The sequence below is a fragment of the Nonomuraea sp. NPDC005730 genome (genome assembly GCF_040630865.1).
In the GTDB taxonomy this organism is placed as follows: Bacteria; Actinomycetota; Actinomycetes; order Streptosporangiales; family Streptosporangiaceae; genus Nonomuraea.
Genome location: NZ_JBEXYK010000036.1, coordinates 16,801 through 38,325, shown reverse-complemented (window position 1 = coordinate 38,325; position 21,525 = coordinate 16,801). Strand labels below are relative to the sequence as shown.

At 69.6% G+C, this 21,525-nt stretch carries 13 protein-coding genes; 7 read left to right on the top strand and 6 right to left on the bottom strand.

Features of this window, described 5'->3' with window-relative positions:
- Positions 1-142 precede the first annotated feature (142 nt).
- The 5 genes from ABZ444_RS32020 to ABZ444_RS32000 all read left to right on the top strand — a co-directional run bounded on the left by ABZ444_RS32020 (position 143) and on the right by ABZ444_RS32000 (position 5,308).
- On the top strand, positions 143-490 hold the full coding sequence (locus ABZ444_RS32020) for a hypothetical protein (protein ID WP_358004946.1): 348 nt from the start codon (positions 143-145) through the stop codon (positions 488-490).
- Positions 491-928: 438 nt separating this feature from the next.
- On the top strand, positions 929-1,255 hold the full coding sequence (locus ABZ444_RS32015; protein ID WP_358005063.1) for an integrase core domain-containing protein: 327 nt from the start codon (positions 929-931) through the stop codon (positions 1,253-1,255).
- 435 nt (positions 1,256-1,690) lie between these two features.
- Entirely contained in the window at positions 1,691-2,821 is a 1,131-nt protein-coding gene (locus ABZ444_RS32010; protein WP_358004943.1) for a serine hydrolase domain-containing protein, read from the top strand.
- A 272-nt stretch (positions 2,822-3,093) separates the two neighbouring features.
- Positions 3,094-4,311 (top strand): serine hydrolase domain-containing protein, encoded by a 1,218-nt coding sequence (locus ABZ444_RS32005; RefSeq protein WP_358004940.1) that lies wholly within the window; start codon positions 3,094-3,096, stop codon positions 4,309-4,311.
- A 304-nt stretch (positions 4,312-4,615) separates the two neighbouring features.
- The gene (locus tag ABZ444_RS32000; protein WP_358004937.1) at positions 4,616-5,308 is read left to right on the top strand and encodes a crosslink repair DNA glycosylase YcaQ family protein; all 693 of its coding nucleotides are present in this window, start codon (positions 4,616-4,618) and stop codon (positions 5,306-5,308) included.
- Positions 5,309-5,752: 444 nt separating this feature from the next.
- On the opposite strand, the gene ABZ444_RS31995 is transcribed toward ABZ444_RS32000, so the two are convergent.
- The 4 genes from ABZ444_RS31995 to ABZ444_RS31980 all read right to left on the bottom strand — a co-directional run bounded on the left by ABZ444_RS31995 (position 5,753) and on the right by ABZ444_RS31980 (position 16,781).
- Positions 5,753-8,839, bottom strand: coding sequence for an amino acid adenylation domain-containing protein (locus ABZ444_RS31995; RefSeq protein WP_358004934.1), 3,087 nt, complete (start codon positions 8,837-8,839; stop codon positions 5,753-5,755).
- Positions 8,836-15,249: an amino acid adenylation domain-containing protein gene (locus ABZ444_RS31990; protein WP_358004931.1), complete on the bottom strand. Its 6,414-nt coding sequence runs from the start codon at positions 15,247-15,249 to the stop codon at positions 8,836-8,838. Before ABZ444_RS31990 ends, ABZ444_RS31995 begins: the two co-directional genes overlap by 4 nt.
- Positions 15,250-15,749: 500 nt before the next feature.
- Positions 15,750-16,025, bottom strand: coding sequence for a hypothetical protein (locus ABZ444_RS31985; RefSeq protein WP_358004928.1), 276 nt, complete (start codon positions 16,023-16,025; stop codon positions 15,750-15,752).
- Positions 16,026-16,658: 633 nt separating this feature from the next.
- Complete coding sequence (locus ABZ444_RS31980; RefSeq protein WP_358004925.1) at positions 16,659-16,781, bottom strand: hypothetical protein; 123 nt, start codon at positions 16,779-16,781, stop codon at positions 16,659-16,661.
- 537 nt (positions 16,782-17,318) lie between these two features.
- Between ABZ444_RS31980 and ABZ444_RS31975 the strand changes: the two genes are divergently transcribed.
- Entirely contained in the window at positions 17,319-18,374 is a 1,056-nt protein-coding gene (locus ABZ444_RS31975) for an FAD-dependent monooxygenase (RefSeq protein WP_358004922.1), read from the top strand.
- Positions 18,375-18,836: 462 nt separating this feature from the next.
- On the opposite strand, the gene ABZ444_RS31970 is transcribed toward ABZ444_RS31975, so the two are convergent.
- Positions 18,837-19,697 carry an alpha/beta hydrolase gene (locus ABZ444_RS31970; protein WP_358004919.1) on the bottom strand — a complete coding sequence of 287 codons (861 nt, stop codon included), beginning with the start codon at positions 19,695-19,697 and terminating at the stop codon, positions 18,837-18,839.
- Positions 19,694-20,842, bottom strand: a complete 1,149-nt coding sequence (locus tag ABZ444_RS31965; protein WP_358004916.1) for an NAD(P)/FAD-dependent oxidoreductase — start codon at positions 20,840-20,842, stop codon at positions 19,694-19,696. Before ABZ444_RS31965 ends, ABZ444_RS31970 begins: the two co-directional genes overlap by 4 nt.
- Positions 20,843-20,933: 91 nt before the next feature.
- Between ABZ444_RS31965 and ABZ444_RS31960 the strand changes: the two genes are divergently transcribed.
- The gene (locus tag ABZ444_RS31960; RefSeq protein WP_358004913.1) at positions 20,934-21,485 is read left to right on the top strand and encodes a TetR/AcrR family transcriptional regulator C-terminal domain-containing protein; all 552 of its coding nucleotides are present in this window, start codon (positions 20,934-20,936) and stop codon (positions 21,483-21,485) included.
- Positions 21,486-21,525: the final 40 nt, after the last annotated feature.

The following is a 21,525-nucleotide window of genomic DNA, read 5'->3' as shown; positions in this document are numbered from 1 at the left end:
TTCCGTGGTCGGCGTTCACGAGATTTTGTGAATGCCTTACTCCTGATTTGACCGGAGTGCGAACCGGTCAAGCTGAGAGTGATTATAAACTTCGGTGGAAAATATTTCGTGGACCGTCCCACGCTGTTCGTCTGGGGGCTCAATGGCTTTTTCGGAGCGCTTCATCTTCCAGAATTGTATTGGCAGAAGCCGCCATAACTGGAGCACGGGTGTCATCTCGAAGGAGTCGGCAGTCCTCATCACGGCGGCACAGTGGCACTTCGCCGAGGGAATCGTCGGAAAGGCCGGACGGCCCATCCTCGGAGATCCAGGGCAAGAACCGAACGTCTATGTGACAAATATCGGCCCGCACGGAGAACCGGAGGGCGAGGCGGGCGGAGTGGAGTTCCTCCTTCACGTCGAGTCGGAGACTCCCATCGACGTCGTGATCACTGTCACCGTCTTCGAACCCGTTGGCAGCTTGACCGTTTTCGGGAGCACCCTTTCCTGACGGTACGGACGCTCGACCAGGAGGGCCACGTCCCAACACGTTCTCGAACGGGAAGGTCGGGCCGCACGACGTCGATCTTCCATTCGGCCTGGAACCGGCAGCCGTCCGACAACCGCCGGCGCCACGAAGCTTCGACACCTCGTGGCGGACGTTCTTGCGCCTGCAGGCGAAGGGGCTGTTGGCCTGTGACTTCTTCCACGTCGACACGATCTTCTTGAAGCGCTTGTACGTGCTGTTCGTGATGGAGGTGGAAACCCGACGCGTTCACTTCCTGGGCGTCACCGCCCATCCTGCCGGCGCCTGGACCGCCCAGCAGGCCCGCAACCTTCTCATGGCCTCGGGCACCGGGCCACCTCGTTCCGGTTCCTCATCCGTGATCGGGACGCCAAGTTCACCGCTGCCTTCGACGAGATCTTCACCAGCCAGGGCGTCACGGTGATGAAGACACCACCACGAACGCCCCGCGCCAACTGCTACGCCGAACGCTGGATCCGCACCGCCCGAACCGAATGCGCCGACCGCATGGTGATCTACAACGAATGCCACCTTCGATCAATCCTGAACGAGTACACCGATCACTACAACAACCATCGCCCGCACCAGTCCCACCGGCAACGCCCACCTGATCAGGACGAGGACGTTGTGGTGCCGCTGGAAGGCCGGATTCAGCGCCGACAGGTGCTCAGCGGAGCCATCAACGAGTACCACCGAGCCGCCTGGCTGATCCGAAGAAACGCCAGCTCAGAACATGTGTACGAGTTTTGAAGCAGTACAGGTTGCTGGAGGTCCTGCCCGCCCATCGTCTTCTGGCGCCCGCCACATGCCCCCTTCGGACGACCGCATCGGCTCGGCCCGCCCGCGCCCCCGCCGTCTCAGGCCGGATCCGGCTTTGGGCCGACGTTGTCATCCCTACGGCAGGCGGGAGTACAGATCGGCCTGCGGGCGGCCGGAAGCAGACCGATCTGCCGGCCGCCCAGAGGCTGGGCAAGCGGAGTGAGCGCGCGTCGCCGGCGCCTGGGGCACCCGGCGCTGCCCGCCCTGGCGCGCGGCGCGTCCTGGTGGGGCAGGCCCTACCAGGATGTAGCCGTCCATGCCAGTGAGCATTGGGCGGCTGGCGGGATCGTTTACTGTGATCGCCGCCCATAACGTGATGACCAGCGCCGATACGGCGCTGCATCACCATTCGGGAGAAGTCACTTCATGCGCATCACGTCCAAGACCCTCGCCCTCGCTCTCGCCGCCGCCACCGCCGGCACAGTCCTTGCCACCGTCCCGGCGCACGCTGCCCAGGCCACGACGCCGAGCACAACCGCCTCGCTGCAGAAGGCGATGGACGCACTGGTGGATACCGGCAACGTGGCAGGAGTGCAGGCCAGGCTCACCGAGGCCGGCAACCAGCGCGTGCTGCGCGCCGGGACCGCCCGGATCGGCGACAGCCGCCCCGTCCCGGCTGACGGGCTGTTCCGCATGGGCAGCGCCACCAAGGTCTTCACCGCGGCCACCGTGCTGCACCTGGCCGGCGAGGGACGCATCAAGTTGGACGAGCCCATCGCCACCTACCTGCCCGGGCTGCTGCCACGCGAGAACGACATCACGGTGCGGATGATCCTGCAGCACACCGCCGGGATCCCCAGCTACACCGACATGCCGGAGTTTCCCACCGTCGGCGAGCCGTACCTGAAGCTGCGCTTCACCCGGTTCACCGACGAGCAGCTGGTGACGGCCGCGCTGGCCAAGCCGCTGAACTTCGAGCCCGGCACGCGCTTTTCCTACTCCAACACCGGCTATCTGGTGGCCGGGATGCTGATCAAGGCGGTGACCGGCAACAGCTGGCAGAGCGAGGTCACCAAGCGCATCATCAAGCCGCTGGGCCTGCGCGACACCTCCGCTCCCTCCTACTCCACCTCCATCCCCGGCCCGCACGCCCACGGCTACATCAAGAAGAGCACCGGCCAATACGTCGACATCAGCCGACTCAACCCGAGCATCGCCAGCGCCGGCGGCGCGATGATCACCACCACCAAGGACCTGACGACCTTCCTCCACAGCCTGGCCACCGGCAAGGTCCTCAAGCCCGCCCAACTCACCGAGATGAAGAAGGGCCTGTTCGTCAACCCCCAGATCGGCGCGTACGGCCTGGGCCTGAGGGTGCAGTCCACCAGCTGCGGCAAGCAGATCATCGGCCACACCGGAGGCATCCCCGGCTACCTCACCGCCGCCTACGCCACCCCCGACGGCCGCACCACGCTGGCCCTGTCGGTCAACGAGAAGCAGCCGCAAACCGACCAGGCTCCCTTCGAGAAGGCGATCGACGCCGCCTTCTGCGCCTGAGACCGGCCCCGCCCCGAGGGTTCGACCTCGGGGCAGGGCGCGCGTCTGACGGCATCCAGGGCGGAGGAACCTGCGGGCAGCCGTCAGCACGAGCAGGATCTTGCGGCGACACAGGCTCACGGCCACGTCCCGCCCCCCGCCGTCAGCCCGTGCCCGGGAGACGTTCCCCAAGAGCAGGCGCAGCCGCCATCTCTTCCCCACCAGCCCTGCACATCCCGATCGCAGGTTCCTCACCCCCTCCCGTCACACCACACCGTCGCCAAGGAGAACCGATGTCGCCGTCCCACCCCACCAGAGCCGCCCTCACGCCTCCGCCGGCCACCCCCCGCTGGCGCCGCGCCCTGGCCCCGGCCACCGCGGCCGCCGTCGCCCTCGGCGTCCTGGGCCTGGCCGCCGCCCCGGCCGCCGCCGAGGCCGGCGCGCGGGCCCGCCCGCCCGACGCCGTACAGACGGCTCTGGAAGGCCTGGTCGGCACCGGCGGCTTCCCGGGCACTCTGGCCTCGACGCGGGACCGCGGCGGGCGCGTGCGCGACTACACCGCAGGCGTGGCGGACCTGGCCACCCGGGCGAAGGTCCCCCGCAACGGGAAGGTACGCATCGGCAGCACCACCAAGACCTTCCTCGCCACGCTCGTCCTGCAACTGGCCGGAGAGGGCAAGATCGACCTCGACGCCCCGGTCGAGACCTATCTGCCCGGCCTGATCCGCGCCAACGGCAACGACGGCCGCCGCTTCACCGTCCGCCAGGCGCTCCAGCACACCGCCGGCCTGCCCGACTACGAACACGATCTGCTCGGCTCCTGGCCATCGTGGACCCAGGCCCGCCACCGCTACTTCGAACCCCGCGACGTGCTCGACGTGGGCCTGACCAGCCAGCCCGCCTTCGCCCCCGGCACCGGCTGGGCCTACAGCAACACCGGATACATCGCGCTCGGCCTGCTGGTGCAGAAGATCACCGGTCGGCCCCTCGGCGAGGAGATCACCAACCGGATCATCACCCCACTCCGGCTGCGCGACACCTACTGGCCAGGCGTCGGCGAGCAGGACATCCGCGGCCCCCACCCCAAGGGCTACCGGGCCAAGGCCAACGAGCCGGGCGCCGAACTAGCCGAGGTCACACAGCTGGACCCGTCCTGGGCATGGGCGGCCGGACAGATGATCAGCACCCCCCGCGACGTCAACCGCTTCCTGGGCGCACTGCTAGACGGCCGGCTCCTCAAGCCCGACCTGCTGCAGCAGATGAAGCAGACCATCGCCGCGCCCGGATTCCCGAGAGGCTGGAGCTACGGGCTCGGCCTGATGAAGATCGAACTGAGCTGCGGCGGCCACGCCTGGGCCCACGGCGGCGACATCTCCGGCTACGAGGTCCGCAACGGGGCCACCGAGGACGGACGCGCGGCCACCGTCGCCGTCACCGCGATGCCCTACACCAAACCCGCCGCCGACCAGGTCAACGCCGCCCTGGACACCGCCCTGTGCGCCCAGCGATAGCAGGCGCCGCAACGCTCGAAGCCCTCTGGTGGCAAGGGCGGGGAGAGGCCGGGCCACAAGTTCGACCGGCAGGTGATCTGAGCCGCCGAATCCGGGATACCAGCGAGCGAAGCCGTCAGCGAGGGCGTCGTCGAGGGCGAGCTTGCCAAGCTCATCGGCGAGGGCGTCGTCTTCGTCCCGGCCCCGGTCCGGTTCGCGATCGACCAGCACGCGCGCCGTGACCGTGCCATCCAGGCAGAGCTTCGTCCGCAGCCTGCCGCACCAGTACAGACCATGATTACCCCCTCGACCACTTCGCGCACGAGTGGCCAACAGCAGCGGGCCGGAGGGTACGTGGTGCGCCCCGGTACGGCTGCTGCCCGCCTACGACAACGCCCTTCTGGGCCACGCCGACCGCAGCCGCATCATCGACGACGCCGACCGCAAGCAGGTCCCCCCGGCCAAGCCGGAGTCCGGCCCACCGTGCTCATCGACGGCTACGTCCGCGGCTTGGTCCTTCACCGGCGACGTACGGGTGACGCCGTTCCGCGCCTTCTCCGCGGACGAACGGCAGGCCGTCGACGATGTGGACGGGCGTGCGGTGGTCGGACGTGCGCGGGGTGCGATGTCTTTGCGTCAGGAGACTTGCGGTCGTCGCGACGATGTTCTCACCATCGCTCTTGCCGCAGGAGAAGACCACCACACCCACTACGAGGCCACCGGCCGGCGGATCACCCGCGGTATCGCCGGGCCCGAAGCCCGCGAACGCGTCGGCGCTCTACGCCGGCACCAGCAGGCCGGACGCGACCTCCAGCCGAGCAGGCGGCTCATCGGCTGGGCATCCGCCGTCTCCGAGATGCGGGGCTGTCACTCGCCGCCGGCGGAGGCGACGGCTTGCCACCTGTCCACGAGCCGCCGGCGGCCTGTCTCAGCTCCTCGGGCGCAACCTGGTCCAGGTCCGCGTCGAAGGTGGCCGGCAGCCCGGCGATGCCGGCCCACGACCACGCCCCGAGAGTGAGGCGGCAGTGATCCGGGCCGAGGTCCTCGACCACCGACCCGCCGGGAGCCCAGCGGGCGACGGTCTCCGCGGGCAGGTTCAGTCGCGCTGTACCGGTGCACTCCCGGCTCGCGGGGGTGTCGCATCAGAACCCAGCAACGCCGGGGCCCTGATGACCTGGGCGGATGTAGTTGTCGGCAGGCGCACTGCCGGTCCAGTGCCCTGCGAGGACTTGGAAGCGGTACAGGGCGAACGCGACGGCCTCGTTCCCGTCGGCCGCCTCGCCGACCACGTCGATCCCGTCCGCGCTCTCCGTGACCAGCCGGAGCCCGGCTGGAACGCGGAGCCGTCCGCGCCCTCATCTCCGCCCTCCGCCGGAACCGCCCTCCGCCGGAACCGCCCTCCGCCGGAACCGCCCTCCGCCGGAACCGTCCTCCGCCGGGCGGCCATCTTCACCGATTCCGATCAGTCCTCCATCAACGCGGCGGCCTCCTCGTCGGACAACTGGTCGATCTCGGCGATCAGGCGCGCTTCCACGGCGGCGGCCAGGCGGCGTACCGTCCTGGTCTGGAAGAGCGTGTTGAGCGGCAACTCGAGGTCCAGCTCGGAGCAGATCCGGGCGATCACGCGGGCGCCGAGCATGGAATGTCCGCCCAGGTCGAAGAAGTCCTCGTCCACACCGAACCCGCCGTGACCGAGCACTTCGCCCCAGATCTCGTGTACCAGTTCCTCCGCGGCGGTCACCGGGGCGGAGCCGGCGGCGGGGGCCTGCGCTCGGGGCGGTGCCGGCAGCGCGGCGCGGTCGAGCTTGCCGTTGGGCAGTCGGGGGAAGGAGTCGACGCCGACGTAGAAGCTGGGGACCATCGTGGGCGGCAGCCGCTCCTCCAGGAAGCTGCGCAACTCCGCCACCGGGACGCGCCCGTCCACATAGGCCACCAGAGCCGGCCCGCCCGAAGCGTCGGCACGGACCGCCGCTGCGGCGTGCCGGACACCGGGATGGGCCGTCAGTACCGACTCCACCTCGCCGAGTTCGATCCGGACACCTCGCACCTTCACCTGATCGTCCACCCGTCCGACGAACTCCAGCAGGCCGTCCGCACCGCGCCTCACCAGATCGCCGGTGCGGTAGAGCCGGCCGCCCTTGCCGTACGGGTCGGGGACGAAGGACGACGCGGTGAGCGCCGCCCGGCGGTGGTAGCCGCGTGCCAGTCCGTCGCCGCCCAGGCAGAGCTCGCCCGTCACACCGATCGGCACCGGTTCCATGGCCTCATCCAGGACGTATGCGGTGGTGTTGGCCACCGGACCGCCGATCGAGATGGTCCGGTCCTGCGGCTGGAGGCGATGGGTGAGGGACCAGATGGTGGTCTCGGTGGGGCCGTACATGTTGTGCACCTGCCCGGCCGCCTCCTGCAGCCGCCCCGCCAGCCCGGCCGTGAGCGGCTCACCTCCGCTGAACACGCGGGGCAGCCCAGGGGGCAGGCGGTCGATCAGCTCTGCCAGGACCGACGGCGGTGCCTGGACGGTGGTCACCTCCGTTTCAGCCCGCAGCGGGCCGCTTTCCGGCGGCGGTGCCACCACCGTCACGCCTCCGGCCAGCAGCGGCCCGAAGATTTCGAGAGCAGCGATGTCGAAGGAGAGAGGGGTGAGCAGCAGCATACGCTCGGTGGCGTCGAAGGCGAGGCTCTCGACCAGGTTGACCACGCCTCGGTGCGGCACCATGACCCCCTTGGGGACACCCGTGGAGCCGGAGGTGTAGATGACGTAGGCGAGGCTGTCGGGAGACACGTGCGGGAGTACGAGATCGTCCGGCGGGACCGAGGGGAATTCCGCGGCCACGAAGGTCGCCACCCCGGGCAGCCGTCCGGCCAGCTCAGCCGTGGTCAGCGCCAGAGCGCACCCGGAGTCCTCCAGCATGAAACGCAGCCGGGCCGCCGGATAGCGCGGATCGAGCGGCACGTAACAGCCGCCTGACTTCAGCACCGCGAGCAGTGCGATCAGCAGCTCGCCGCTCGGTGGCAGGCATACGGCCACCGGTGACTCCGCGCCGACGCCACGCTCGATCAGCGCGGACGCCAGGGCGGACGATCGCCGGTCGAGTTCGCCGTAGGTCAGCGTGCTCTTCTCGTGCGGGACGGTCACGGCGGGCGCGTCGGGCTCGGCCGCCGCGCGGGCCGCGATCAGCTCGTGCAAGGACTGCTGAGGGTACGATCTGCGCGGGCCGTGCCAGGATGCCAGCACGTGCCGGCGGCGCGCCCCGGACATCAGCGGCAGGCGCGACAGCGGTAGCGCGGGATCGGCGGTGGCCGCGTCGAGCAGCGAGAGATACCCCTCGGTGAGCCTGACCACGGTGTCCCTGTCGAACAGGTCGGTGTTGTACTCGAGCCAGGCGCTCATCTCGCCTTCCGGGTTCTGCACCTCCAGCGTCAGATCGGTCTTGGCGGTCCTGGTGCCGAACAGGCCGCGGACGTCGTACGGCACCTGGTTGATGGCGACCTGGTACAGCGGCGTACGTGCGGGGTCGCGCGGAGGGCGCAGCTTCTCCACGATGAGGGCGAAGGGCACGTCCTGGTGGTCGAGCGCCTCCATGGTGGTGGCCCGCATCCGGTCGAGCGCCTCGGCGAAGGACGGATCGCCGCCGAGGTCGGCACGCAGTGGCAGAACGTTGACGAACATGCCGACGAGCGGGCTGAGCTCGGGCAGATCCCGCCCGGCGACCGGCGAGCCGATCACCACGTCGCTCTGGCCGCTCCAGCGAGCCAGCAGCGCGGCGAAGGCGGTGAGCAGCACCATGAACGACGTCGCGCCGGCGGCCTTCGCCAAGGCGCCCACTCGTTCCGCCAGCTCGGCGGGCACGGTGAAGGCGTGGTTGGTTCCCGCGTAGCTGAGCTCGGCCGGGCGGGGCCGGTCGGTGGGCAGTTCCAGCGGCACGGACCCGGCCAGCCGGTCGGACCAGTAGGCCAGGCCCTCGTCGAGTTCTCCGGCGTCGAGCCGTGTGCGTTGCCAGGCGGCGTAGTCGGCGTACTGGATGGGCAGCTCGGCGAAGCGGGGCGAGCGGCCGGCACGCACCGCGGCGTGCGCTTCGACCAGATCCTCGGCCATGACCTCCGCCGACCACGCGTCGAAGATCGTGTGGTGGACGACGAGCACGAGCCGCCACTGGCCGCCGCCCAGCTCCACCAGCCTGACCCGCCACAGCGGCGCGCGGTCGAGCGTGAACGGCCGGGCCGCGTCGGCCGCGGCAAGGGCGGCCAGTTCCGCCTCCTGGGCGGATCCGTCGAGCCCGGACAGATCGGTGTGGGTCAGCTGCACCGGCACCTCGGGTGCGATGAGCTGCACGACCTTGCCGTCGCGCAGTTCGAAGCGGGTGCGCAGCGGCTCGTGCCGCTGGACCACCAGCCTGAGCGCCTCCTCCACCGGCTTGGGCCCGGCGACGTCCAGCCGCTTCAGGTGGGAGATGGCGCCGATGTTGTAGAGCGGCAGGTCGGGCAGCAACTCGGTGAGGAACCAGATGCGTTCCTGCGCGTGCGAGGCGGGAAACTCGTCCTCTGTCATGGCGTCTCCGTCAAGTGTCGGCGTATCTCCCGTGTGATCGGGTCGAGCGCGCTGACCTCGCCGATCGTGGCCAGCCAGTGCCACTGGTCCAGGGCGTGGTAGAGCCGGTAGAAGGCCAGGCGCCGCGCCCAGTCCTGGGGCAGTGCGCCGTATCCCGCCAGCAGCGCCCGGCGGCGCAGGGAGTCGTCGCGGACGGCGAAGTAATCGGTGCGCGCCAGGTCCATCAGCGGATCGCCGCCGAGCGCGTTCTCGACGTCGATGACACCGGTCAGCCGCCACCGTCCGGCCTGCTCGGCGACCATGACGTTGCGTTCGTGGTAGTCGTGGTGCAGCAGGACGGGAGTCTCGCAGCCGGTCAGCAGGTGGCGATCGGCGTGGAAGCGTTCGGTCAGCGCCGTGTGCAGTTCCGGGTCGCCGCCGAACTCGGCGAACTGGGCGATCTTCAGTTCGAACTGGCCGCCGACGTAGGCGAGATTCGTCGGCTCACGCGGCCCGTCCAGGGGGCCGAACATGGGCAGTTCGACGCTGTGGATCGCGCGCAGTACCCGTCCCATGTCGTGGTAGAGCCGCTCGATCGTCTCCTCGTCCAGGTCGGCGGAGACCTGCGAGAGCGGCCGGCCGGGAACCTTGGTCATGATCAGGTATGCCTGGGGCAGGTCGCGCTTGGAGTCGTCGGCGCGCACCACGGCGGGCACCGGGGCGCCACTGCCGCTCAGCAGCTCGTAGACGTGCTGCTCCTTGCGCATGCGTTCGGTGAACACCCTCGGGTACAGCTTGAAGATCAGCTCACGTCCGCCGCTGCTGACCTCGTAGACGGCGCTGATCTCGCCGCCGGTGCGCAGCAGCACGCCGTCGACGGGCTCGCCCAGCAGCTCGCTCGCCTTGGCGGCGCTCAACGGCATGGTCAGCGCCTTGGCGAAGGCGGGCGCGCTCCACGCCAGGCTGACCGTGTTGCCGGCGCGCGCCTGCAACGCCTGCGCGCCCACGAGGTCGTCGGGTTCCGCCTCCGGTACCTGGTCGTCGAACTGGGCCAGCACCGGGATCCGCATCGAGACCAGCACGTGGACGGCGATGCCGAGGCCCAGCAGGATGTACATGAAGGCGAGGCCGCGTCCCTCGCCCACGCCGATCACCGCGCCGACGGTGGAGGCCAGCGCCCCACCCGGTGTCAGGAGCGGCTCCAGCAGCAGTTCTCCGAGCGGTGCGACGACGGCCATGCCGACCGGCAGCGTCGACCAGGAGACCATCTGGTTGAACGCCGTGACCCGGCCGTGGAAACGTTGCGGCACCTTCACGTGAATGATCGTCATGAAGACGCCGTTGACGACAGAAAGGCTGCCCCACAGGCCGAACGCGCCCAAGCCCACCACCAGTGGCGAGGCGTACAGCCCCGTGATGACGGCGAACAGGCTCAGCAGCAGCGTGCTCAGCATGACCGCCCGCATCCGCCGGTGCCGGGGGCCTCCCCACAGTGCGACGAGCATGCCGCCGAGCGTGGCGCCCAGGCCGCCGACGAAGGAGATGAGCCCGGCCGTCTCCAGGTCGGAGAACGACAGCACCAGCGGCGAGATGGACATCAGCACCGCGGCCAGCATGATGTTCAGTACCGCGAAGTAGAGCAGCGCGGCCCGCAGGTGCCGGTTGCCCAGCGACATCCGGAACCCGGCCGCGATCTCGGTCGCCATCGGCTCGCGCCGCTCCAGGCCCAGGGTCGCGGGGAAGCGGATCAGCGCCAGCGCGACGAGCACGACGGCGAAACTGGCCACGTCGATCATCAGGATGCCGTCCAGGCCGATCCCGGCCAGCAGTGCGACGGCCAGCAGCGGCGCGGCGAACTGGGAGGTGCCGACCAGCGTCTGCACCACGCCCGCCGCGTGACCCAAGTAGCGCTTGGGCACCAGCTGAGGCAGTGCCGAGACGTAGGCGATCCGCTGGATGACCAGGGTGACCGACAGCGCCGCGGTGAGCGGGTAGAGATGCCAGGAGGCCAGGTTGCCGGTCCACAACAGCAGCCCGAACAGCAGTTGTACCCCGCCGGCGAGGCTGTTGCCGAGAGCCATCACCGCCCGCTTGCCCGACCGGTCGACGATCGCGCCGATCAGCGGCGCGACCAGAACTCCCGGCATGATCCCCAGGGCTATCAGCAGGGTGAAGCTCAGCAGAGAGCCCGTGGTGGTGTAGACCCAGATCGGGATGGCGAAGTCGGTGACCGCGGTGCCGATCATGGAGGCGAGCTGGGCGGCGGAGACGCTCAGGAAGCGCCGCAGACTGGGCGGTGGTGGCTCCTTCCCCCGCCGCTTCGAGGATGGGTCGCGCTGCGCCGGTGAGTGATCGTGCCTCTTCGGAGGGTGCTCGTCGGTGTGGGACGTGGTCTCCTCGATCCACCATCCGGCCGCCGGGCCCCGTGCGGAACGGCTCAACGCCTCGGCCGCCCCGTACTCCATGGCGATGTGCGTGTTCGTCAGGATCTGGGCCAGGTCGTCGGCGCGGTACTTCAGGTAGTAGTGGCCCGCCTCGTCCAGGACGACCAGCGCGTTGCTCGGCGACAGGAAGTGCCACTCCTTGTAGCGCTCGCGGTAGTAGTCGGTGGCCGGGTCCTGCTCGCCGACCACCGAGATGACGGGGGCGCGCAGTGGCTCGCTCCGTTCGGCCAGCATGCGTGTGAAGCTCTCCTCCGCGATCAGCGTGTCGCGTCGCTGGTTGCGGACCATGAACCCGACCTGCTCCTCGTCCAGGCCGGAGATGTCGTTGCCCATCGACTTCATCCGGTTCTCGTAGACGCGGTCGCCGCGTAGCCGGTCGGTTCGCAGCAACCTGCCCAGGGGCCCGGCGATGCGGCCGACGGGGCGGGCGAACGGGAAGATCGCGCCGAGGTAGACCGCTTCCGGCTCGCGGCCTCGTGCCTCCAGGCGCCTGGCAATCTCGGCGGTGACGGCGCCGCCGATGCCGCAGTGGCCGTACAGGACGATCGGCCCGGGTATGCCGTCGAGGATTTCCGTGACGCACTGGGCGATGACGTCTTCGAGCGGCATGACCGGCTCGTCGGGACGGCCGGGATCATGACCGGGGAAGGCCATGGAGTACAACGCGACCTCGTCGGGCAGCGCGTCGGCCAGAGGCTGGTAGACCAGGGCGCTGCCGCCGCCGTACGGGAAGCAGATCAGGGTGAGCGTGGGAGCGGAGGACGAGCGCGTCAGCCGGTGCAGCAGTTGGCGCGGCCGGTCGTCCGGCGGGGCGGGCCCTTCGATGAGCGCCGCCAGCATCCGCACGGTGGAGTGGTTGAACAGGTCCATGACGCCGACGGAGCGTCGCCCGGCGGGCGCCTGCACGTGCCGCAGCCTGGCCACGGCCTGGATGGCCACCAGCGAGTGTCCGCCGAGCTCGAAGAAGTCGTCGTCCACGCGGATGTCGGACACACCGAGCAATTCGCTCCAGATCTCGGCGATGGCGATCTCGGCCGGGCTGCTCGGCGCCGCTCCCCGCCCGCCCCCGGCGCCGGGACGCGGCGGCGAGGGCAGCGCGGCGCGGTCCACCTTGCCATTGGGGCTGAGCGGCAGCGCCGGCAGGAAGACGTACGCGGTGGGCACCATGTGGTCGGGCAGGAGCGCTTTGAGCGCCGCGCGCAGGTCAGCATCGGGAACGTCGGTGACGACGTAGGCCGCGAGTCCGTCGCCGCCGGCCACCACCAGCGCCACGCGCACGCCGGGCTGTTCGCGGAGCACGGCTTCGATCTCGCCCAGTTCGACCCGCTGGCCGCGGATCTTGACCTGGTTGTCGATGCGGCCGAGGAACTCCACGGCGCCGTCACGGCGCAGCCTGACCAGGTCGCCGGTGCGGTAGAGACGCGAGCCCGAGTAGCCGTAGGGGTCGGGCACGAAACGCTCGGCGGTCAGCGCGGGCCTGGCGTGGTAGCCCGGGGAGAGCTGAACCCCGCCGATGTGCAACTCGCCCGGCACGTCGAAAGGCACCGGGCGCAGCCGCGAGTCGAGGATGTGGATGCTGGTGTTCTGCAACGGGTGCCCGATCGGCACGCGGCTCTCGCCCGGGGCGCACCGCCATGCCGTCACGTCCACGGCCGCCTCGGTCGGTCCGTACAGGTTGTGCAGCTCGGCATGCGGCAGCCGCTCGAAGAAGCGGGCGGCCACGGCGGGCGGCAGCTCCTCCCCGCTGCAGATCACCCGGCGCAGCGACGTGCACGCCTCGATGCCGTCCTCTTCCAGGAAGGGGGCCAGCATGGACGGCACGAAGTGCATGGTGGTCACGCCGCTGCCGATGATGAGGTCGCGTAAGTAGGCGGTGTCGCGGTGGCCGCCGGGCGCGGCCAGCACCAGCCGGGCACCGGTGATGAGCGGCCAGAAGAACTCCCAGACCGACACGTCGAACCCGGCGGGGGTCTTCTGCATCACCGCGTCGGCGCCGGTCAGGCCGAATCTGCGCTGCATCCAGTCGAGCCGGTTGCCGATGGCCGCGTGGGTGTTGGGCGCTCCCTTGGGGCGGCCGGTCGAGCCGGAGGTGTAGATCATGTAAGCCGGGTGAGCGGGGCCCGCCGTGACGGGGGGCGCATGATGCGGCGGATCGACCGGCTCCACCACGGACGGCCCGGACGGTTCCTCTGGAGCTACGGTTGCGATCCCGGTCTCTGGGAGCCGCTCCCGTACCGCATGCTGGGCCAGCAGCACGACGGCCTGGGCGTCGCGGAGCATGAAGTCGAGCCGGTCTCGCGGGTATTCGGGGTCGAGCGGCACGTAGGCGGCTCCGGACTTGACCACGGCCAGCAGGCTCACCACCAGCTCGATGGAGCGCTCGGCGCAGATCGCGACCCGGGTGCCCGGCCCCGCACCGCGTTCGCGCAGGCGGTGCGCCAGCCGGTTGGCCCGCTGCTCCAGCTCCGCGTAGGTGAGCCGGTGGTCGCCGAACTCCAGGGCGACGGCCTCCGGGGTGCGGGTTGCCTGGGCCTGGAACAGCTCGCCCAGCGTCTTGTCCGCCGGGTACGGCAGCCGCGGCCCGTGCGCGAGTGCCAGAATGCGGTCGCGTTCGTCGGCGGTCAGCATCTCCAGGTCCGACACGCGCAGATCGGGAGCCTCGATGGCGGCGCGCAGCAGGGTCGCGAAATGGACCCCCAGGTCGTCGACGGTCGCCCCGGCCAGCACGTCGCGGTTGAAGACGAACACGCCGTCGAGCCCGCCCCGCCGTTCCGTGAGGAAGAGCTCCAGCTCGAAGGGGGCGGCCGTGGCCGCCATGGGGAACGGCTCGACGTCCAGGCCGGACCAGGCGGCGGTGTCCTCGGCGTAGCTCTGCAAGGTCAGCGCGACCTGGAAGACCGGGGTGCGCGAGGTGTCGCGTGTCGCTGCGAGTTCCCTGGTGAGCTGCTCGAACGGCAGCCGCTGGTGTTCGAAGGCGGCCAGCGTGGTCCGCCGCACCCGGGCGAGCAGCTCGGCGAAGGTAGGATCGCCCGCCAGGTCGGCGCGCATGGGCAGCATGTTGACGAACGTGCCGATGAGCTGCTCCAGCTCGCTGCGGGGGCGCCCGCTCACCGGCGTGCCGACGGCGAAGTCGTCCTGACCGCTGTAGCGGCCCAGGAGCACCTGGTAGACCGCCAGGGCGACCATGTAGAGCGTCGCGTCGTGTTCCTTCGCCAGGTTCTTGGCCGCGGCCAGCAGGTCGGGACCGAGTTCGAAGGCGCGGGAATCGCCCTCGAAGGTGGGCGCGGCTCCGCGCCGCCCGTCCAGGGGCAGGTCGATGGGCGGCACTCCGGCCAGCCGCTCGCGCCAGTAGGCCAGGTCCGCCTCATCGGCGGGGCGGGTGCGCTGCCACAGGGCGAAGTCGCCGTACTGCACGGCGGGCTCGGGCAGGTGCTCTCCCGCGTAGAGCGCGCGCAGCTCCCCGGCCAGAATCTCCAGCGACCAGCCGTCACAGGCGATGTGGTGCACCGTCACCAGCAGTACGTGGTCGTCGTCGGCCAGCCGCACGAGCAGGGCCCGCAGTGGCGGCTCGGTGGCGATGGAGAAGGGTCTGGCCTGCTCCGCGCTCACCAGGTCACGGACGCCGGCCTCGTCCGCCGCACTCCGCCTGCGCAGCTCGATGCGGTCGGGAGCGGTCACCTCGACCCGCGGCCGTCCGCCGGCGTCGGCGGGAAAGCGCGTGCGCAGGATCTCGTGCCTGGCCACGACCGTGTCGAGGGCGCGCTGCAGCCGGTCGACATCGAGTCGGCCGCGCAGGCGCAGCACGAGGGGGATGGTGTACGCGGCGGTGCCCGGAGCGAACTGCTCCATGAACCACAGGCCCTCTTGCGCGAACGAGAGAGGCACTTCGGCGTCGGGGGCGCGGCGCGGGATGCCGGCGGGCCTGGCGCCGGATCGGCGGCGCAGACGTTGCTCGACCAGTGCCCGCTTGGGGTCGGAGAGCGTCACGTCACTCGAGGAAGGCCCTGGCGAGGAGGTCACGCAAGCCTCTCTTTCTGGCGGGAACGGTAGACCAGGACGCGTGGATGAACGCCGGATGTCGTACGGGTTCGCGGGCTCGGTGATCGATGAACGTATTCATACACACTTTCAAGCGTCAAGTCGATGCCAGGAAAACGGCGGCCGGCGAGAATTCTTGCTTTGGCGAGGATGTCCGGGCCTGTGTACAGAGGTGGGAAGTTCGGGGTCTCATGTCCCGCGTTCCGCGGCTCGTGGGTACACGGGGTCGTCCAGTGGGATGATCCCGCTGGTGGAGCCCTTGTCGAGGATGCGATCAAGCGCTCCGAGCCGAAAACGTGGTCACCCGGCCCGCCAAGAACTACTACGGCGGGCTGTGCTCTTGTGATTCTGTGTGGTCATGTATTTGCGGTTCACCCAGCGGGGTAACGCGGATGGGGCGAGTGTGCGGTATATCGCGCTCGCTGGTCATCGTCGGGTTGGCGGCAAAGTCAAACGGACGTCTTGTTGAATCTGCCGCGGGCAAGAAGCAGGCATGCCATGGCGGCCAGATCGGGCCGGCGCAGGGCGCGGACGAGAAGGAAGAGGACCTGGCGCGCATGCCGATAGCCGCCGCGTGGTGCACCCTCAGCTACCACACCCCCTTCGCCTCTCCCGATACTCCGCTCGTCAAGGCCGCGGTCGCGGCGCCGCCCACGTTCACCCTCGGCCAGCTCCTGGCGGTCCCGCATCGTCATCTGGCTGACGACCTTCCAGCGCAGCTGCATGCTGCACAGAACAGTGTCTTGGAGCGACTCCGCCGCGCCGCCCAGCCAGAAGAGTGCGCCTCAGGCAGCACCTGGCCTGTAGAGGACTACCTTGCTCTGTTGGGCGCGAGGCACCGTGACCTGGGAGAACTTCGTGAGGCGTTCGGCCGATTGCTGAAGCTTGAAGGATGTCGATCCGCCATCGGAACAGGCGGAGGGTATAAATCGCCTGCTGGATGGTCTTGACGCCCCCGTCCTGGACGAATGCTGCGAGGTCTGCGCACAACCGCTTCCAGAGCAGATCGGCGCCTATAGGCGCCGACGCTACTGCTCAGCGTTTCGCGGTCAGCGTGGGACTGATCGCGAAGCTCAGGCTCGATCTCCAGTCGTCATAGAAATTCAACCAAGCTGCTTGCCGCACACGGTCAGCTTTGGGCAGGGCATCCCGGCCGGGCGCCGGATCGTGGCCACCAGATCGCCACTTCATTTTGGCCTTGGGCTTTCCTTCCCAATTCCGCCATGGCACTTGAGCTCGCCGGCCACGTTCCCCACCAGCGGTAGTCCACGGCCTGTGCGCTCGCAAGCCGACGCTCTACTGGCCTGTGTTTGCATCGACCATCACTTCGAACGGGCAGCGCCAGTACATCCTGGCGGTCATCGAGCATGCCGTGTCCAGGCGATCAGGAATCTGGTGATGATCTGGACGATGCGGGCCGGCGGGCGCGCTTTGATCAAGACGGTGCTCACCGGTATCCGGACGCGGATGAACTCGATCATGCAGCGGTGGGTGCAGTCGTGCCGCCGCGAACTCCTCGACCGCTGCCTCGTATGGAACGAACACCACCTGCGGCACGCCCTACGGAAAGACGAACACTTCTACGACCACCATCGTGCCCACCCAGCCCTGGACCAAGCGGCGCCGCTGCGCACTGTCCCCGATCCGATCACGGACCCAGAGCGGATCATCGGACCTGAACATACGCCGACGAGACCGGCTCGGCGGCGTCCTCCGCGAGTACTCACATGCCGCTTGAACTGCATGGATACAATTTTCGGCAGGCGTAGAGCGCCACCACCCCGACTGATGCTCGTCGATGCGTGCGAACAGCCGGCTCGGGTCCGGCGTGGCGTAGCGCGCGTAGTAGCTTACTGTGCGCGTATAACTACTCTGTGCCAAATGAAGTGCAGAAGGTGATTTGTGTCGGTGGCGGGCCCGCTGGCCTGTATTTCGCGATCCTGATGAAGCTGCGCGATCCTTCGTGTGACATATCCGTTTTCGAGCGCGATCCGGCGGGTTCGACGTACGGCTGGGGCGTGACGTACTGGGGCAGCCTGCTCGACCGGCTGTACGAGAGCGATCCCGAGTCGGCCCGCGCCATCAGCAAGGCGTCCGTGCGGTGGCATGACGGGATCGCCCTCGTCGGCGGCCGCACCACCACGCACCGCGGCGACGAGGGCTTCGGCATCGGCCGCCACCGGCTGCTCGGCATCCTGGCCGACCGGGCGATAGCACTCGGCGTGCGGGTGGAGTTCGGGCGCGAGATCCTCGGCGAGGTTCCGGACGCCGACCTGGTGGTGGCCGCCGACGGGGTGAACAGCCCGCTGCGCGGCCGCCACGACTTCGGCACCGAGGTCGCCACTGGGGGCAACACCTACATCTGGCTCGGGACCACCAAGGTCTTCGACGCCTTCACCTTCGCCTTCGTGGAGACCGGGCACGGCTGGATCTGGTGCTACGGCTACCGCTTCGACGACGAGCGCAGCACCTGCGTGATCGAGTGCGCGCCCGCCACGTGGCGCGGGCTCGGGCTCGACCGCGCCGACGAGGCGGGCAACCTGGAGCTGCTGGACAAGCTGTTCGCCGACCTGCTCGACGGGCATCGGCTCATCGGGCGCGGGCAGGGCGTCGCGCAGTGGCTGCGCTTCCAGACCGTGACGAACCGCTCCTGGCACCGCGGCAACCTCGTCCTGCTCGGCGACGCCGCGCACACCACGCACTACTCCATCGGCGCCGGGACCACGCTCGCGATCGAGGACGCCATCGCGCTGGCCGGCGCGATCGAGCGCCACCCCGCCCTGGCGCCCGCGCTCGCGGCCTACGCGCGGGAGCGCAAGGCCGCGTTGCTGCCGGTCCAGAGCGCCGCCCGCTACAGCGCGCGGTTCTACGAGGACCTGCCGCGCTACCTGCGCCTGGAGCCCGCGCAGATGTTCGCGCTGCTCGGCCAGCGGCACTCGCCGCTGCTGTCGTACATGCCGCCCCGGCTGTACTACCGGCTCGACCGGGCGGCGAGCCGGCTGGAGGCGGTGCGCAAGATCAAGCGCTGGGCCGGGCACCGGATCGCCGGGTCACTGCAGTCGTTGTCGCGCTGACGGGGTCAGCACAGGTCGCGGACGAGGCGGCCGATGACGGAGTGGACCCTGCCGTCGTCGGCCGCATCGTCACCGCCCCCCCAACGGCGCCGCGGGGTTCGGGAGACCCGGTGCGGGCCTTGGACCAAGCGGCTCCGCTGCGCACTGCTCCTGATCCGATCATCGATCCCGAGCGAATCACCAACCTGAACATACGCTTACAAGACGGGTTGGGCGGCATCCTTCACGAGTACTCACACGCCGCTTGGCCTGGACGGATGGAACTGCCGGCAGGCGCGATGTCAAGGACGGTCCGGGTAAGGCCTGTACCGCTTCATAACTCATCTTGTGGTGCTTGATCTGGGGCTTTGCCCCCAGATCCCGCGCTGGCAAGATCGCGTTCTACCCATCGCTCGGCGAACGCATCTGCGCGAGCGCCCGCGGCGGGATCTTCAGCACGTGAATGTCGTCGCCTCTTGCCCGTCATTGTGCGCCGAAGAAATCACGCAGCGCCTGGGCCACGACGAGCGGGGCTCCGTCGTCATCCGGCCCCGAATGCCCTACTCCCGGCAGGGTGATGCTTCGCGCATGCGGGAGCACCTCGGCGAGTTTCCGAAGGGCGAGGCTCAGGTATGCCGCGCTCTTCGTACCGCCGAGGAGCAGTACCCGCGCATCGAGCGCCGCGTAGTCCATGACCGTGTCGGCCATCTCCCTGACCACCTGCATGTCGAAGTGCTGCGTGGGGATGAGCGCTTTGACCGGCACCTCGTCGGCGGCCCCATCGCCCTGCAACCGCGCACCGATCGCCAGGAGCGGCACGAGGGCGAAGCGGGGGATCCTGCTGAACAGCGACGGTTCGGCGTCCAGGCCCTTCAGAGCGGTGACCAGCGCTGACGCGCTCTTTCCCGCGGCGATCTCGTGGTCGTAGCGCGGCACCCAGTCCATCGGCGCCGAGCCGTCGATCGACAGTGGGGGCTCATACAGGGCGACCCGGTCGAGGGCGGGCATGCTCAGGGCCGTGCGCAGGACGACGAGCGCACCGGTGCTCAGACCGAAGATCTGCGACGCGCCGGTCGCCGTGACGAGCGCCTGCAGGTCTTCGACCTCCCGCAGGACGCTGAAGTCGGCGCCGTGCGGGCCGCTCAGCCCGCGTCCGCGCCGGTCGGGCACATATACGGTGAATTCTGTCGACAGGGCGGCGGCGAGCTTCGTGAAGTGCTGCGACGCCTGCATCCCGCCGTGGACGAGGATCAGCCCGGGGCCGCGGCCACTGCGACGGTAGCCGATCGTGGTTCCGTCGGCCGAACGAACCTGCTCGTGCACGGTGCGCGGTGCATCCTTCATCGTGCCTCGCCCCCGGCCGGGACGAACCTGCGCAGCGCCTGCTTGCCGACCTCCACTGCCGCGTTCCCGCGTTCCAGCAGGTCGTGCTGGTAGTCCCGCAGAGCCGAGATCAGGTCCCACCGGCCCTGATCGGCCTCGGTCAGCCGTGCGCTCAGCCGTACGGCGTCCTGCATCGCGGTGTTGGCGCCGTTGCCGCCGCTGGCAAGCGTCAGGTGCGCGGCGTCACCCAGCAGCGTGACGCGGCCCACCGGCCACGGCGGCATCGGCCGGTCATGGATCCTGGAGCGGCCCGCGCCGCTCATGTCGGCGCTGCGCACCAGGTCCCGCAGGTCGGGATGCCAGCCGTCGATGAGCTCCAGCACCAGCTCGCGGGCGTCCTCTCGACCCGGCGCGGCAGCCGCCGGATGCTCAGGCGGCACGAGCAGCACCCACCTCACATAACTTTCCCTGAAGGGCATGGGCAGGCCGGGAACGAGTTCGGCGGCGGCTTCGCAGGGCTCCCTGTCGAACTGCATCCGTCCCAGCATCAGCGTGATCCCGGGGCCTTTGACCATCGTGCCGCGCCCCGGCACGAGCTTCAGGAAGCGGTCGGTGGCGGGGGTGCGGCCCATCGCCCCGCACAGGTCGGCGTCGATGAGCTTGACCTCGGGCACCAGTTGGCGCCGCACCGCGGAGTTCCCGCCGTCGGCACCGACCAGCACGTTCCCCGTGGCCTGCGTGCCGTCGGCGAACAGCGCGGTGACCGTTCCGTCGGCCCCTTCGACGAAACGCGTCAGCCGTTTGCCGAAGGCGACCCGGTCGTCCAGATCGCCGAGCAGGATCTGCCGCAGCACCTGCCGGTCGAACGCCCTGGACTCCTCCGGTCCCGGCAGGTCGCCGCTGAGCAGCGTGAGCCGCTCGTCGAAGAGCAAACCGGGCCCGGTAAGGCTGCCGCTGGTGGCTTCGGCCAGCTCGTACAGCCGCTGCGGCAGGGCGGCGCGCAACGCCTCCATCGCCGGCGGCGCGAGTCCGATCCGGTAGCCCTGGGCCCGCTCGCCGGTGCCGTCGTCGGCCTCGTACACGCCTACGTCGAGGCCCGCACGGACGAGGGCGTGCGCGAGCGTCAGCCCGCCGAGCCCTGCCCCGATCACCAGAACACGTGTCATCGTGATCCTCCGTCCTGAAGTGAACAACGTTCACGTGTACATTGTTCACGTGGATGGAGCAGTACTGTCAACCCCGGATATGGAGGACACGATGGGGCAGCGACGCGCCCAAGTGCTGCAGGCGGCGATCGAGCTGCTCGACGAGGTAGGCCTGGACGCTCTCACCATGCGGCTCCTGGCGAGCCGGCTCGGGGTGCGGGCGAGCGCTCTGTACCGGCACTACCCCAGCAAGCAGGCCCTGCTGGACGCCATGGTGGCGCACCTGGTCAGCCCGGCGGACGACATCGCCGCGCCCCCCGACGCCCCCTGGGACGAGCTGCTGCGCGGCGTGGCCTCCGGCATGCGCGAGGTCATGCTGGCCCACCGCGATGGCGCCCGCCTCCTGTCCGGCTTCCAGCACCCGGGAGAGGCGGCCGTCGCCACCTTCCAGCACCTCATCGCCGCCCTGACCGCCGCGGGCGTCCCCGCCGGCACGGCCGCCGTCGCCGTGGACACCGTCATGGCCTACGCCAACGGTTACACGATCGAGGAACAGGCCCGCAAAACCGGCGTCGACGGCTGGTCCAGAGAACGCCGGGATCGGGCCTTCCGTGACGGCCTCGAATTGATCATCACTGGCGTCAGAGCATCGCTGTCGTCGTGACATCGCTGTCTGCCGTGGGCCGAAGACCGCCGAGTTGAAG